The following is a 12,978-nucleotide window of genomic DNA, read 5'->3' as shown; positions in this document are numbered from 1 at the left end:
TCCCTGAGGCGGGCCCCATTCGGTGGCTGGGTGCGCCATCTCGCCCGCCGGATGGGTCAGACTTCTGGTATGCCGATGCCGTACGCCCCCGCGACCGCCGCCCCGGCGGCGACGCGGCCGCGGATGGTGCGCCCGTCCGGTGAGCGATGGATAGCCGGTGTCTGCGCCGGGCTGGCCGAGCACCTGCACCTCCCCGTGGTGTGGGTGCGGATCGGTATGGCGGCGCTCGGCTTCTCGGGGCCGGGCCTGGTCGCCTATGTGCTGCTGTGGGCGCTCACGCCGCAGGAGGACACGCGGGTGCAGACCGTCGACCCGGCGGCGGCGTCGGGGGTCGCCGATCCTGCCCTGTCACCCGCATCGCGACCGATGCGGCGCGGTGCCGTGCTCTTCGGGCTCGGCCTCATGGCTCTCGGGATGATGACCGGCATCACGCGGGCGGCCGGCCCGCGGCTGAGCCTGATCGTGCCACTCGCGGCAATCGGCGCGATCGCCGTGCTCGGCCTGACGAGCGCCGATGCGGCACAACGTGATCGGTGGCTCGGCCGGCGCTCGGGGTGGCCCGCGCTCGCCCGCCTGGGTGCCGGGGCCCTTGCCGTCGTCGTCGGCGCCATCGTCGTGCTGAGCCGAGGCCAGTCCGTCGGCGCGGCGTCCGACATCGCTGTCGCGACCATCGTCGTGCTCGCCGGCATGCTGCTGCTGCTCGCGCCGCTGGGGCTGCGCCTGCTCAGCGACAGCGCCGAGGCTCGCAGCGCCCAGATCCGCGCCGACGAGCGCGCGGATATTGCTGCGCACCTTCACGATTCGGTTCTGCAGACGCTGGCGCTCATCCAACGCCAATCGGGCGACCCTGCCCGCGTCGCGACCCTCGCACGCGTCCAGGAGCGCGAGCTGCGGGCCTATCTCTACGGCGCGGACGGTGACCCGGAGACCTCCCTCTCGGGAGCGATCGCCCGGGTGGTCGACGAGATCGAGGTGGCGCACGGCATACCGATCGACGTCGTCGTCACCGGCGACCGCGAGGTCGACGACCACGTGCTCGCTCTCGTGCGGGCGCTGCGCGAGGCGCTCAACAACGCTGCGCGACACGGCGCTCCGCCGATCGCCGTCTATGTCGAGGCCGGGCCGGGCGAGGTCGAGGCGTTCGTGCGCGACCACGGGCCGGGACTCGACCTCGACGCCATCGAGGAGGACCGGCTCGGCGTGCGCGAGTCGATCATCGGCCGGATGACCCGCGCCGGCGGCACGGCCAAGTTGCGTCGCCTCGACCCCGGCACCGAATGGACCCTGACCCTGCCGACACCCGAGACCGGAGGCCCGCGATGACCGCGACCACGACGCCTAAGCCCGCCACGCCGAAACCCCCTGTCCGCGTGGTGATCGTCGACGACCACAAGATGTTCCGCACGGGCGTGCGGGCCGAACTCGGCGAGGTCGCCGGCACGGCGCTGGAGATCGTCGGCGAGGCCCCGGACGTCGACGAGGCGATCAAAGTCATCCACGCGACCCACCCCGATGTCGTGCTGCTCGATGTCCACCTGCCCGGCGGCAACGGCCGCGGGGGTGTCGACGTGCTCGCCGGCTGCGTCGCCCAGGACAGCCTGCACGGCCAGCCGGTCCGCTTCCTCGCGCTGTCCGTCTCCGACGCCGCCGACGACGTCATCGCCGTCATCCGCGCCGGTGCCCGCGGCTATGTCACCAAGACCATCACCGGCACCGACCTGGCCACGGCGATCCGGCGCGTCGCAGACGGGGACGCGGTCTTTTCGCCGCGCCTGGCCGGTTTCGTGCTGGACGCCTTCGGCGCCTCCGCCGGTGAGATCGCCGAGGTCGACGAGGAATTGGACCGGCTCTCCCAGCGCGAGCGCGAGGTCATGCGCCTGATCGCCCGCGGCTACCAATACAAGGAAGTCGCGCGCGAACTGTTCATCTCGGTCAAAACCGTTGAGACGCACGTGTCTTCGGTGCTGCGCAAGCTCCAGCTCTCCTCCCGGCACGAGCTGACCACGTGGGCCATGGGCCGCAAGCTCATCTAGGCTGTCGCGGGTGCTCTCGAGCTATCACCTGCGGCCGGCGTCCGGCTGGATCAACGACCCCAACGGACTGACCTTCCACGACGGGCGCTGGCACGTCTTCTATCAGCACAATCCCGCCGGCCCGGTGCACGGCGATATCCACTGGGGCCACGCGTCAAGCGCGGATCTCGTTGTCTGGGAACATCATCCGGTCGCCTTCGGCCCGCAGACGGGAGGTCCGGACGCCGGGGGGTGCTGGTCAGGGGTCTTCGTGCCCGGACTGGACCGCCCGGCGGTCGTCTATTCCGGGGTCGTCGCCTCGGCTGCCGACGCCACCGTATGCCTGCGCTGGGGCTCCCCGGACCTGCTCAGCTGGGGCGCTCCACAGGTCGTCGCCGAGCCGCCGCCCGGTGTCCGAGAGATGCGCGACCCATTCGTCTTCGACTGGGAGGCAAGGCGGTTCGCGCTCGTGGGTGCCGGTCTGCACGACGGCACCGCGGCCCTGCTCCTCTTCGACGCCAGCGAGATCACGGCGTGGCGGTATGTCGGTGTGGTCGCCCGCGCCGACGCGCCCGTCTGCCGCACACTGCCGCCGTCCGACGTCTGGGAGTGCCCGCAGCTGTGCTCCGTCGACGGAGTGACGGTGCTCATCCTGTCGCTCTGCACCCATGGCGCCCCTCCCGGGCCGGTGGTCTGGGTCGCGGTCGACATCGACGCGGCGAGCTACGGGGCCGACCGGCGGGTCCGGGTCGAGGCCGGACCGCAACTGGCTGCCATCGCGTGGGGGCTTGTCGACACCGGGCCCAATTTCTATGCGCCGCAAGTGATGACCGACGACGAGGAGCCGATGCTCATCGGGTGGATCCCGTCCCGGACGCCGCACGACCCCGACGTACCGGTGGCCGGCTGCCTGACGCTGCCCCGCCGGCTCGCCTGGCAGGACGGGGCCCTGGTCAGTCGGATCGACTCCGTCGCGGCGCAAGCCCTCACCGGATCCGGTGCGGGGCAGGAGGTGGGGAGCGGGCGGCATACCCTGCCCGGCGCGGCGCGCGCCGACGTCCCGGCCGGGCGACTGACGAGCAGCAGCGACCCTGCGCTGAGTCTCCAACTCACCGACGCCGAGGTGTGGGTCGACGCCGACGTCGTGGAGGTATACCCGGCCGGCGGGCCCGCGTGGACCGCGCGCGGCACGGGGGAGTGGCTGCTCGAGATACCCGAGGACCTGACCGGAACCCTGCAGTTGCTCGTTTAGAGTGCCGTCATGGAGATCCTGATCAACGTCCTCGTGCTCGTCCACCTCATCGGCATGGCCTGCATCGTCGGTGGCTGGATCGCGTTGCGCGCCAGGGGTGTCGAGTCAGGCCGCGGGCTCTCGGTGGTGGTATGGGGTGCCCGTTTCCAGATCCTCACCGGACTCGCCCTGGTCGGCATCCACGAGTCGCAGAACGACCCGCTCAACCACGCCAAGGTCGGCGTCAAACTCACCGTCGCCCTCGCCTGCGCCGCCGCCGCCGAGATGGCCGCCGCGAAGGCCCGCAAGGGCTCGGGCGACAGCAACCTCATCGACTACGCCGGCGTCCTCGGCATCCTCAACACCGCCATCGCCGCCCTCTGGGAGACCAGCTGACCCCCGTCGAGATGTCGATCGCGGTAGCGGGTCACGGCGTGAGGAGGAGCTTGCCGGTGCTCTGCCGTCCCTCGAGGGCGTCGTATGCCGCGGCGGCCTCCTCGAGGGGCCACTCGCCGCCGACCTCCAGCTCCAGTGAGCCGTCGGCCAGGGCCGCGAAGACCTCGCGCCCGCGCCACAGCAGTTCGTCGCGCGTGAGCAAGTAGTGCGCGAGTGAGGGGCGGGTGACATAGGCCGAACCGGCGGCGTTGAGCCGCTGCAGGTCGAAGGGCGGCACCTGGCCGCTCGCGCCGCCGAAGAGCACGACCATGCCGCGGGGGCGCAGCGAGGCCAGGGAGGCGTCGAAGGTGTCCTTCCCGACGCCGTCATACGCCACATGCACACCCGTGCCATCGGTGGCTGCCCTGGCCGCCGCGGCCACGTCCTCGCTGCGGTAGTCGATCAGCGTGCTCGCGCCGAGCCTCTCGGCGATGGCGAGCTTCTCCGGGCCGCCGGCGGTGGCGATGACCGTGCCGCCCTTGGCGGTGATCATCTGCACCAGGAGTTGGCCGACCCCGCCCGCGGCGGCGTGGACGAGCGCGACATCGCCGGGCTGGACGGCATACGTGGAATTGACGAGATAGTGCGCGGTCATCCCCTGCAGGGCGGCCGCGGCAGCGACCTTGAAGTCCAGCCCATCGGGCACCGGAATGAGTTGGGCAGCAGCGATATTCGCCAATCCTGCGCTTGTGCCCTGGTGCATCGCCCACGCGACACGATCGCCGACGGCGACGTCGTCGACACCCTCGCCGACGGCCACCACTTCACCGGCGCCCTCCATCCCGAGCGTGAACGGCGTCGGGATCGGATAGACACCCTGTCGTTGGTAGACGTCGATGAAGTTGACGCCGGCGGCCGCGACCTTGACCTGGGCCTGACCCGGCCCCGGGTCGGGGACGTCGACATGCTGCACAGCGAGGACCGCGCTGCCGCCATTGGCGGGCACGGTCAGGGCGCGGGTCGTGGTCATCGTGGGCCTCCTGCGTGGATCGGGTGCTGCTTCTTCGACCTTAGTGCGCGCCGACGCGCTGCAGGGCGGCCCCGTCGAGACGGTAGTCGGTCCACGCTGTCATCGGCTCCGCCCCGAGCGCGTCGTAGAACTCGATGGCCGGGGTGTTCCACGTCAGCACCGCCCACTCCAGCCGCCGATAGCCCCGTTCGACGCACACCTGTGCGAGCCGGGTGAGCAGTGCCGTGCCGAGACCCGAACCGCGTTGTGCCGGAGCGACATACAGGTCTTCGAGGTGGATGCCCGCTTGGCCGGTCCACGTCGAGAACGTGAGGAACCAGATCGCCATCGCCACCATCTCGCCGTCCACTTCGGCGACATGGCCGTATGCCGTGGGCGCGCCCTCGGTGGGGAAGAGGGCGTGCGTGAAGTCCGCCTCGGTGGCCTCGACGGCGTCGGGTTCCTTCTCGTAGTGCGCGAGATCGCGCACGAGGGCGAGGATGCGCGGGACGTCGGCGGGGCGGGCCTCACGGATGAGCGGCATACCGGCGACGTTATAGGGCGATCCAGTAGTGGCGGACGAGGCGTCCGTCGCTGGCGGCCTCGACGGTCTTCGCCAGGACTCCGCCATTGGCCTCGATGGTGCGGGCGGAGGCGATATTGGTCTCGTCGCAGGTGACCAGGACCCGGTCGAGGCCGAGGGCGCGTGCATGGGGCAAGGACTGGCGCAGTGCCTCGGTCGCGTGACCGCGCCGGCGCGCCGACGGACGGACGCTGTAGCCGATGTGACCGCCTTCGGCCGCAAGGAACTCGGTGAGTTCGTGGCGCAAGGCGAGCGAGCCGGCGTACTCGCCGTCCTGCTCCATCCAGAAGAAGGTGCACGGCACCCATCCGGGCAGCAGATCCCGGTCGGGGTCGGTGCGGCGGGCGACGAACCGGGTGAACCCGTCCTCGGACTCCATCTCCTCGCGGGTGATCTCGTGGGTCACTCCGTCCTCGACCCACTGCCACAGGCCGTCCCCGTCGCGGCGAGCCCCCGCGAACTCATCGACGCCGCCCAGATAGGAGCGGTGCAGGCGGGTGGTCGGCGGGATCAAGCGCATTCGGCGACTGTAAAGCAAGGGTGTGTCCCGAGGTGGGCGATCATGCGATGCAGACAGCCCGACGTGCGACCGGTTGCGTTCGTCACAGGTGCGGGCGCCGTTTCGCGGGGTGCGGGTGCCGGCGCACCTGCCCGACGACGTGGCCACGACCGCTGCTGCGGCAGCCTGGCTCGTCCCGGACCTGGTGCTCGAAGGAGTCAGCGCGTGCGGGTACGACGACTTGCCGCTGCCGCTCGCCGTCGACCCGTTGCATCCGCTCGTGGCGGGCACGTCGGCCATCCGGTGCCGGGTCCGCGGGATCCGGCCGACACGTCACCGGCTCGGGCAATTGGCCCCTGGGAGAGTTTCGCGTGGTCTCACCGGTCGCCGCCTGGGCCACCGCGCTGAGCGACCCGCGACTGCACGAAATCGATGCGCTGATCATCGCCGACGCTCTGATGAGCCTCAGCGACGGACCCGCGTCGCCGGCCGATCTGCGCACGGCCCTCGCGCCACGCCGGCGCCGAGGTGCACCTCGAGCGGCGCCAGTGGCGCAAGGACCTGCGCCGCCGGGAGGCGCTGGAGGCGGATGGCTGGCGCGTCATCGTCGTCATCGCCGCGGACCTGCACGACGTCCCTGCACTCAACCGCCGAGTCGCCGAAGCGCTGCTCGCCCGAGGTATGCGGTGGCCGGGCTGTGAGCGCTGGCTGACCGCCGGCTGAGCCGCCTGCGCGCCGGCTGACGCCGATCGACGCGACCCACGACGGCGGCTGTCACAAGTCGGGGTACGCACGCCGCCGGATACCCCGCTTTGCGACGAGGACCCCCTGCTGGCGTCACGAGGTGGGGTATGACCCCGCCGTGATCGCCCATCTTGTGACATCCGACCCCCAGCTGAGAACACGAAACGCGCGCCACAGGGGGGCTGCCCGGGGTCAGCCGGCCTTGCGCAGTTCCTCCAGGACGCGGCCGTCGATGCCGTCACGCGTGAGGCGGGTCTCGAGGTTCGCCTCGCCGGCCCACAGGGCGAGGTCGTCCGCGAGGGGCCGGCCGCGGTAGCCGAGGCCGTCGAGGCGGGAGCGCACCTCGAGTTCGAGATCACCGATGAGCGGTTGAACGTCTTCCGGCGCACCGAAATACAGTTCGTGCAGGTCGTGGATGCGGGCCAGTTCGTTGATCGCGTCCGAGTTGTCGTCGACCCGCAGATCGGCGAGCACGCCGGAGCGGTCGTAGCCCGCCTTGGGGGCTACGGCATACAGCGCGGCGCTCTGGCGACCCCGGGAGTCGCCGCCCGCCGCGTCCCCTGCCATGAGTGAGGCGAGCAGGCGGCGGGTGAAGGACTGCCCGGCGCTGTCGAGGAAGGCGCGCTCCATCTCGGCGATGACTTCTGGACCGGTCAGGACATTGCCCTGGATCGCGTAGGCCGAGTCATCGCCATTGCTGCCCTCGCCGCTCGTGCCGCCGGCCCACGGGTGGCAGCCGCTGCCGGTGAAGGTCGCGGCGTCCTTGCTGCCGACGCCGCCCCCCTGCCGCTTCATCGCCTCGAGATCGTCCGCCGTCACGGCCGCCAACGCGCGGCTCGCGCTGTTGCCGCGTGCCAGATGGCTGAGCAGGTCGGCCTTGAACGACACCCGCGCATACGACTGGGTCGCGATCGCCCCGGTGCCCAGGCGCGCCGCCGGGACGACCCCGCCCACGGCGAGGAACTTGCTGGCCACGGCCACCCCGAAGGCGCGGCCCTCGCGGCCCTCGCGGGCAACGATGGAGAACGTCATACGTTCGAGCCTAGAGTGGCCCGTCCTTTCCGGCACGCGGAAGTCATCGGAATCACGCTCGGCGTGCCGCGCTGCCCATCAGCTGGTGCTGACCGTCGCGGTGGCGCCGGTCTTCCAGTTCCACAGCTGGATCTGTGAGATGCCACCGATCGTCGTCGCATACCCAACGCGCGATCCGTCGGCCGCCATCGACACTGCGCTCGCGTTGACCCGTTTGCGAGCGAGCGGGGGATACCGGTCGGGGTACGACAGCTCGAAGTAGTCGTCTACGACGTAAAGCAGCGTGGCGTTGATCGAGTAGTCGAAATAGGCGATGCTTGCCATCGCGCCCCAGCGGCTGACGTCGTAGCCGTAATCCACCGTGCTGCCACAATCGTCGTCGATGTAGAACGACTCGGACTTCGGCGACGCCGTCACGGAGATCCCACTGTTCCAACAGTCGAAGTTGGTCTCCTCGCCGGCGGAGCTGACCCCCCCATTGCTCGTGACAGGTGACCCGACTTGATGGTCGGATGCTTCCTCGCTGAGGATCGTCGTGCGCTGGAGGCGGCGGGACCACTGGAAGATCGCGTCGCTCGAGCCGGACAGGCCCATGAAGCCCACACGCGCACCGTCGTTGCTGATCGTCGCCTGGCTGGCGGCGTTGCTGAGTTGGTCACCTGTGGGCATGAGGGAAACGCGTCGGATGGTGCCGGGCAGGTCGCGCAGGAAGATGTCCGTAGCGTGGTTGTTGGCGACGGTATCGCGGATGAAGATGTCACGTTTGCTGTTGGTGTCACCCGCAACCAAATTCGTGGCATCGGAGGCGAAGACGACGTAGCGCCCGGTGGCCGAGACGTCGGGACCATAAGAGCCTTTGTTGCCGGAGGCAGTTGCGGCGGCTGCTCCCGCCGTGCCGGTCGCGGCGGCTGCGCAGGCGGCAGCGGCCGCGAGGGTGATCGTGATAGTGCCGATTCGGCGAATCATGGTCGGTCCCCTGGATCAGTTGACGCTCACGATGGTGACGACCCCGGTGCGCCAGGACCAGCGCTTGATCTGTCCGGTCGACTCGTCAGCTCCGACGACGTGGTTTCCATCGCTCGAGAAGCCCAGCGCGTTCCACGGGGTTGGACCCAGCACAGCCAACTCGCCGGTTGTGTCGGCGACGACGACCCCGTGGTTGTCGGGATCGTAGGAGTCGGAGCGGGCGAAGACGCCCATGGCGCCCCACATCGGCACGTCGAAATCGACCAGATGGGATTGCTCCGGGTCCTGCGCGAACCACCTGAAGCTCGCAGGTTTCGGTGCAGCGGTGATCTTGTATTCCCAATACATCGATGGGTAGACGTAGGACTCGAGCAGCCAGCTCGGCCCAGCGTTGCTGGTGCGGATCGCCCGATAATCCCCGGAGTTGGACTCCGCGACATTCCGCACGGTGTTGCTCGCCCGGTCCCAGCTGAAGACGGCGTGGTGCAGGCCCACGGGGCCGCGCCATGAGGCGATGGACCCGTTGGGGCTGATCGAACTCATGTCGGAGGCGGCGAGGTTCTGATTGCCCTGCGGGGTCATCGACAGCCGACGGGTCTGACCGGTGGACACGTCGCGCAGGAAGATGTCATTGACCTTGTTGGTGTCGCCCCTGACGAGGTTGGATGCGGCGGAGCCGAAGACGATCGAATTGCCGTTGGCCGAGATCCGCGGACCCTCCGATGCGCCATTGGCCTGCACTCCTCCTGCCCCCACGCTGACGCGGATGATGGTGCCCGTCGTCGTGTCGACCCGGAAGGCGTCGGCTTTGCCGTTGCTGTCGCGTGCCACGAGATTGCTTGCCGTTGACAGGAACGAGACATAACGTCCATCGTCGGACACCTTCGGTGTGGTGCTCATGCCGTTCGACGGCCCGCTCCGGCCCTTCGAGACGAGGCGTGTAGTCTGCGACTGCAGGTCGCGGATGAAGATGTCGCGCTTGCCGTTTGTGTCACCGGCCACCAGGTTGCTGGCGTCCGACGCGAATACGACATAGCGTCCATTGGCTGATATGTCAGGCGCATAAGAGGACTTGTTGCCCGGAGTGCCGGCTGGCGCGGCGGCTGCGGGCAAGGACAATGCTGCCGCGGTCACGAATGCCCCCGCAGCTCCCAAAGAGCTGATCGTTCGCACGTCGGCAATGTATTGCATTCCCGACAATGGAGGGAAGCCTCCCGCCGTGACACGTTGTCCGGCGCGTAGTGGGCAAGACCTGTCGGCGGTGCCACGTAGGCTGGAGCACGCGATGACAACTTTGTTCGACGAATCCCCCGAGTGGGCCGGCGCGGTGACCGACGCCGGCATACCCACGTGGGCGATGACCCAGGAGGGACCGGCCAAGCGCCACCGCGACACCGAGGCGGGGGAGCGGGAGGCGAGTGGGCGGCATACCGACCCCGAGGCCCTGCTCGGCGGACTCAACACCCAGCAGCGCGAGGCGGTGATCCACGAGGGCGGACCACTCCTGATCGTCGCCGGTGCCGGGTCCGGCAAGACCCGCGTGCTCGCCCACCGCATCGCCTACCTGCTCGGCCACCGCGGCGTGCTGCCGGGGCAGATCCTCGCGATCACCTTCACCAACAAGGCCGCTGGCGAGATGCGCGAGCGGGTCGCCGGGCTCGTCGGGCCGCGGGCAAAAGCCATGTGGGTCATGACTTTTCACTCCGCGTGCGTGCGGATCCTGCGCCGTGAGGCCAGCAAGGTCGGGCTGAAGTCCAACTTCTCCATCTACGACGCCACCGACAGTCAGCGGCTGATGTCGCTCGTGCTGCGCGACATGGACCTCGATCCCAAGCGCTATAACCCGCGCGCGTTCTCCCACCAGGTCTCCAACCTCAAGAACGAGCTGGTCGACGAGGAGACCTACGCCGCCCGGGTGGGGAGCGAGGAGACGGGCACTCACCAGGAGCGGTTGCTCGCGGAGGCCTATCGCACCTATCAGCGGCGGCTGCGGCAGGCCAACGCACTCGACTTCGATGACCTGATCATGACGACGGTCAACATCCTGCAGGCCTTTCCCGATGTCGCAGAACACTATCGGCGCCGCTTTCGGCACATCCTGGTGGACGAGTACCAGGACACCAATCACGCCCAGTACGTCCTGGTGCGCGAGTTGGTGGGTGGTCCCGGCACGTCAGGGTATGCCGCGGACACACCATCTGTTGTGCCGCCGGGTGAGCTCGTGGTCGTCGGGGACGCCGACCAGTCGATCTATGCCTTCCGCGGGGCGACGATCCGCAATATCGAAGAGTTCGAGAAGGACTATCCCGACGCGAGAGTCATTCTGCTGGAACAGAATTATCGCTCCACGCAGACCATCCTCAAGGCCGCCAATGCGGTCATCCGCACCAACTCGGGACGGCGCGAGAAGAACCTCTGGTCCGAGGCCGGCGACGGCGATCCGATCATCGGTTATGTCGGCGACTCCGAGCACGACGAGGCGGCCTTCGTCGCCCGGCGCATCGACACCCTCGGCGACGACCACGAGGTCAAACCCAAGGACGTCGCGGTCTTCTATCGCACCAATGCCCAGTCGCGCGCCATCGAAGAGGTGTTCGTCCGCGTCGGCCTGCCCTACAAGGTCGTCGGCGGCACGCGCTTCTACGAGCGCAAGGAGATCAAGGATGCGCTCGCTTATCTGCGGGTGCTCGCCAATCCCGAGGACACGATCAACCTGCGGCGCATCCTCAACGTCCCCAAGCGCGGCATCGGTGACCGGGCCGAGGCGTGCGTGGCCGCGCTCGCCGAGCGGGAGCGGATCCCCTTCGTCGCCGCCCTGGGCCGGGCGGCCGACGCGCCCGGCATTGCTACCCGGTCGGTGGCGGCGATCGAGGGCTTCACATCCTTGTTGGAATCGCTGCGGCAGGTGCGCGACGACGACGGCGCAGGTGTCGCCGACCTGTTGGAGGCGGTGCTCGACAAATCCGGCTACGTGGCGGAGCTGAAGGCGAGCCGTGACCCGCAGGACGAGACCCGTCTCGAGAATCTCCACGAACTCTTGTCCGTTGCAAGGGAATTCGACGAGGTGCGGGTCGAGACCGGAGAGGTCATCTCCCTCGACGACTTCCTCGAGCAGGTCTCCCTCGTCGCCGACGCCGACGAGATCCCCGACGCCGAAGCCGACGGCGGCGTCGTCACCCTGATGACACTGCATACGGCCAAGGGGTTGGAGTTCCCCGTCGTCTTCCTCACCGGGTTGGAGGACGGCACCTTCCCCCATCAGCGCTCCCTCGGCGGTGACCCGGCCGAGCTGGAGGAGGAGCGGCGCCTGGCCTATGTCGGCATCACCCGGGCCCGCGAGCGCCTGCACATCAGCCGGGCGAGCGTGCGATCTGCCTGGGGCGCACCGCAATACAACCCGCCCTCGCGGTTCCTCGACGAGATCCCCGACGGGCTGATCACGTGGGAGCGCACCGACTCCAGCCCCGGCCAGCGCACCGCGGCCCCGTCCCTCGCGCGCCTGGCGGCCCGCCCCGGGGTCCGCTCACCCGGCAATCGTCCGATGCTGGCGCTCAAGGTCGGCGACCGCGTCAGCCACGACACGTTCGGTCTCGGCACCGTCACCCGCGTCGACGGCGCCGACGAGCGCACCCAGGTGCACGTCGACTTCGGCGGCGAGGCCGGCGTCAAGCGCCTCCTCCTCCGGTTCGCCCCCCTCGAGAAGCTCTGACCCACCGCGCCAAACCTGTTGCGCGCCACCGCCGTCGGGAGCTCTCCACCTAACCTCTGCTAGCAGAGGCTAGTCAAATCAGCACACCTAGGAAAGTGTGCTGATTTGAGTAAAGTCTGCTAGCAGAGGTTACTTGGGGGGGCCGGGACTGGCCGGAGCGTCAGAGCTTCAGGCCGTGCTTGGCGAGCCAACCGCGGGGGTCGACGGGGTCGCCGCCGCCGGGGTGGATCTCAAGGTGCAGGTGCGGGCCGGTGGAGTGGCCGGTGTTGCCAGACTTGCCGACGATCATCCCGGGCGTGACCTTCTGGCCCTTGATCACGGAGATGACGCTCATGTGGGCGAAGTAGGAGACGGTGCCGTCCCAGTAGGTGATCTCGACCTTCTGACCGTAGCCGCCGCCCCAGCCGGCCTCGGTCACGGTGCCGGTCGAGAGGGACCGCAGGGGGGTGCCGACTACAGCACCGAAGTCGAGCCCGGCGTGCAGGCGGCCCCAGCGGGCGCCGAAGCCGGAGGTCAGGCGCGGGTTCTTGATGGGGGAGACCCAGGCGTGCGCGGCCTTGATCCGGGCGGCAGCCGCGGCCTTCTTCTTCGCCTCGGCCTTCTTCTTGGCCGCCTCCTTGGCCTTCTTCACGACCAGTGCCTGGCGCTCGGCGGTCCGCTGCGCGCGGACGGTGCTCTGCTCACGCGTTGCGTCCGCGGCCAGTTCGCCGGCGGTGTCGATGGACGCGGCCGCAGGAACGGCGGCCTCCCGGGTGCCGGAGCGATCCGCGAGGGCCTGGGCGGCGGCACTGGACACGCTGGCCTGGGTGCCGGGGGCG

13 protein-coding genes are annotated in these 12,978 nt (G+C 69.4%); 6 read left to right on the top strand and 7 right to left on the bottom strand.

The features are described 5' to 3' along the window. From BN11_RS07590 to BN11_RS07575, 4 genes are all read left to right on the top strand, one after another. A partial coding sequence (locus BN11_RS07590; protein WP_327152844.1) for an ATP-binding protein occupies window positions 1-1,323 on the top strand: 1,323 nt, incomplete at its 5' end. Then, window positions 1,320-2,033 (top strand): LuxR C-terminal-related transcriptional regulator, encoded by a 714-nt coding sequence (locus BN11_RS07585; protein WP_048696305.1) that lies wholly within the window; start codon window positions 1,320-1,322, stop codon window positions 2,031-2,033. The genes BN11_RS07590 and BN11_RS07585, both read left to right, overlap by 4 nt. Window positions 2,034-2,043: 10 nt before the next feature. Further along, window positions 2,044-3,264, top strand: coding sequence for a glycoside hydrolase family 32 protein (locus BN11_RS07580; protein WP_048696302.1), 1,221 nt, complete (start codon window positions 2,044-2,046; stop codon window positions 3,262-3,264). A gap of 9 nt (window positions 3,265-3,273) precedes the next feature. Further along, entirely contained in the window at window positions 3,274-3,639 is a 366-nt protein-coding gene (locus tag BN11_RS07575; protein WP_048696300.1) for a hypothetical protein, read from the top strand. Between the two features lie 31 nt (window positions 3,640-3,670). Here the strand turns inward: BN11_RS07575 and BN11_RS07570 are convergent, their stop codons facing one another. The 3 genes from BN11_RS07570 to BN11_RS07560 are packed head-to-tail and all read right to left on the bottom strand — an operon-like array spanning window position 3,671 to window position 5,730. Then, on the bottom strand, window positions 3,671-4,648 hold the full coding sequence (locus tag BN11_RS07570) for a quinone oxidoreductase family protein (protein WP_048696294.1): 978 nt from the start codon (window positions 4,646-4,648) through the stop codon (window positions 3,671-3,673). A gap of 40 nt (window positions 4,649-4,688) precedes the next feature. Then, window positions 4,689-5,171: a GNAT family N-acetyltransferase gene (locus tag BN11_RS07565; protein WP_048696292.1), complete on the bottom strand. Its 483-nt coding sequence runs from the start codon at window positions 5,169-5,171 to the stop codon at window positions 4,689-4,691. A 10-nt stretch (window positions 5,172-5,181) separates the two neighbouring features. After that, the gene (locus tag BN11_RS07560) at window positions 5,182-5,730 is read right to left on the bottom strand and encodes a GNAT family N-acetyltransferase (protein WP_048696290.1); all 549 of its coding nucleotides are present in this window, start codon (window positions 5,728-5,730) and stop codon (window positions 5,182-5,184) included. Window positions 5,731-6,237: 507 nt separating this feature from the next. On the opposite strand from BN11_RS07560, the gene BN11_RS07555 reads away from it, so the two are divergent. After that, on the top strand, window positions 6,238-6,432 hold the full coding sequence (locus BN11_RS07555; RefSeq protein WP_048696287.1) for a hypothetical protein: 195 nt from the start codon (window positions 6,238-6,240) through the stop codon (window positions 6,430-6,432). Between the two features lie 213 nt (window positions 6,433-6,645). Here BN11_RS07555 and BN11_RS07550 read toward each other — a convergent pair whose 3' ends face one another. The 3 genes from BN11_RS07550 to BN11_RS07540 form a co-directional block, all read right to left on the bottom strand. Beyond that, window positions 6,646-7,485 (bottom strand): DUF1028 domain-containing protein, encoded by an 840-nt coding sequence (locus BN11_RS07550; RefSeq protein ID WP_048696285.1) that lies wholly within the window; start codon window positions 7,483-7,485, stop codon window positions 6,646-6,648. A gap of 78 nt (window positions 7,486-7,563) precedes the next feature. Further along, window positions 7,564-8,451 carry a hypothetical protein gene (locus BN11_RS07545; RefSeq protein WP_048696283.1) on the bottom strand — a complete coding sequence of 296 codons (888 nt, stop codon included), beginning with the start codon at window positions 8,449-8,451 and terminating at the stop codon, window positions 7,564-7,566. Between the two features lie 15 nt (window positions 8,452-8,466). After that, window positions 8,467-9,795 (bottom strand): TolB family protein, encoded by a 1,329-nt coding sequence (locus tag BN11_RS07540; RefSeq protein ID WP_157044023.1) that lies wholly within the window; start codon window positions 9,793-9,795, stop codon window positions 8,467-8,469. On the opposite strand from BN11_RS07540, the gene pcrA reads away from it, so the two are divergent. Continuing rightward, window positions 9,737-12,160: a DNA helicase PcrA gene (gene pcrA, locus BN11_RS07535; protein ID WP_048696280.1), complete on the top strand. Its 2,424-nt coding sequence runs from the start codon at window positions 9,737-9,739 to the stop codon at window positions 12,158-12,160. The two genes, BN11_RS07540 and pcrA, sit on opposite strands and share 59 nt — an antisense overlap. A gap of 160 nt (window positions 12,161-12,320) precedes the next feature. On the opposite strand, the gene BN11_RS07530 is transcribed toward pcrA, so the two are convergent. Then, window positions 12,321-12,978: M23 family metallopeptidase (locus tag BN11_RS07530; RefSeq protein ID WP_235435405.1), on the bottom strand; the 658-nt coding region annotated here is incomplete at its 5' end.

This window comes from Nostocoides australiense Ben110 (genome assembly GCF_001050535.1).
Lineage (GTDB): Bacteria > Actinomycetota > Actinomycetes > Actinomycetales > Dermatophilaceae > Nostocoides_A > Nostocoides_A australiense.
The sequence above is the reverse complement of the archived record's forward strand: the minus strand, read 5'-3'. Positions and strand labels throughout refer to the sequence as shown.

Excerpts from the sequence above, each read along its gene's own strand:
- BN11_RS07585 (WP_048696305.1), top strand. The coding sequence starts at position 1,320 with ATGACCGCGACCACGACGCCTAAGCCCGCCACGCCGAAACCCCCTGTC.
- BN11_RS07575 (WP_048696300.1), top strand. The coding sequence starts at position 3,274 with ATGGAGATCCTGATCAACGTCCTCGTGCTCGTCCACCTCATCGGCATG.
- BN11_RS07570 (WP_048696294.1), bottom strand. The coding sequence starts at position 4,648 with ATGACCACGACCCGCGCCCTGACCGTGCCCGCCAATGGCGGCAGCGCG.
- BN11_RS07565 (WP_048696292.1), bottom strand. The coding sequence starts at position 5,171 with ATGCCGCTCATCCGTGAGGCCCGCCCCGCCGACGTCCCGCGCATCCTC.
- BN11_RS07560 (WP_048696290.1), bottom strand. The coding sequence starts at position 5,730 with ATGCGCTTGATCCCGCCGACCACCCGCCTGCACCGCTCCTATCTGGGC.
- BN11_RS07550 (WP_048696285.1), bottom strand. The coding sequence starts at position 7,485 with ATGACGTTCTCCATCGTTGCCCGCGAGGGCCGCGAGGGCCGCGCCTTC.
- BN11_RS07545 (WP_048696283.1), bottom strand. The coding sequence starts at position 8,451 with ATGATTCGCCGAATCGGCACTATCACGATCACCCTCGCGGCCGCTGCC.
- pcrA (WP_048696280.1), top strand. The coding sequence starts at position 9,737 with ATGACAACTTTGTTCGACGAATCCCCCGAGTGGGCCGGCGCGGTGACC.
- BN11_RS07540 (WP_157044023.1), bottom strand. The coding sequence starts at position 9,795 with ATGCCGGCGTCGGTCACCGCGCCGGCCCACTCGGGGGATTCGTCGAAC.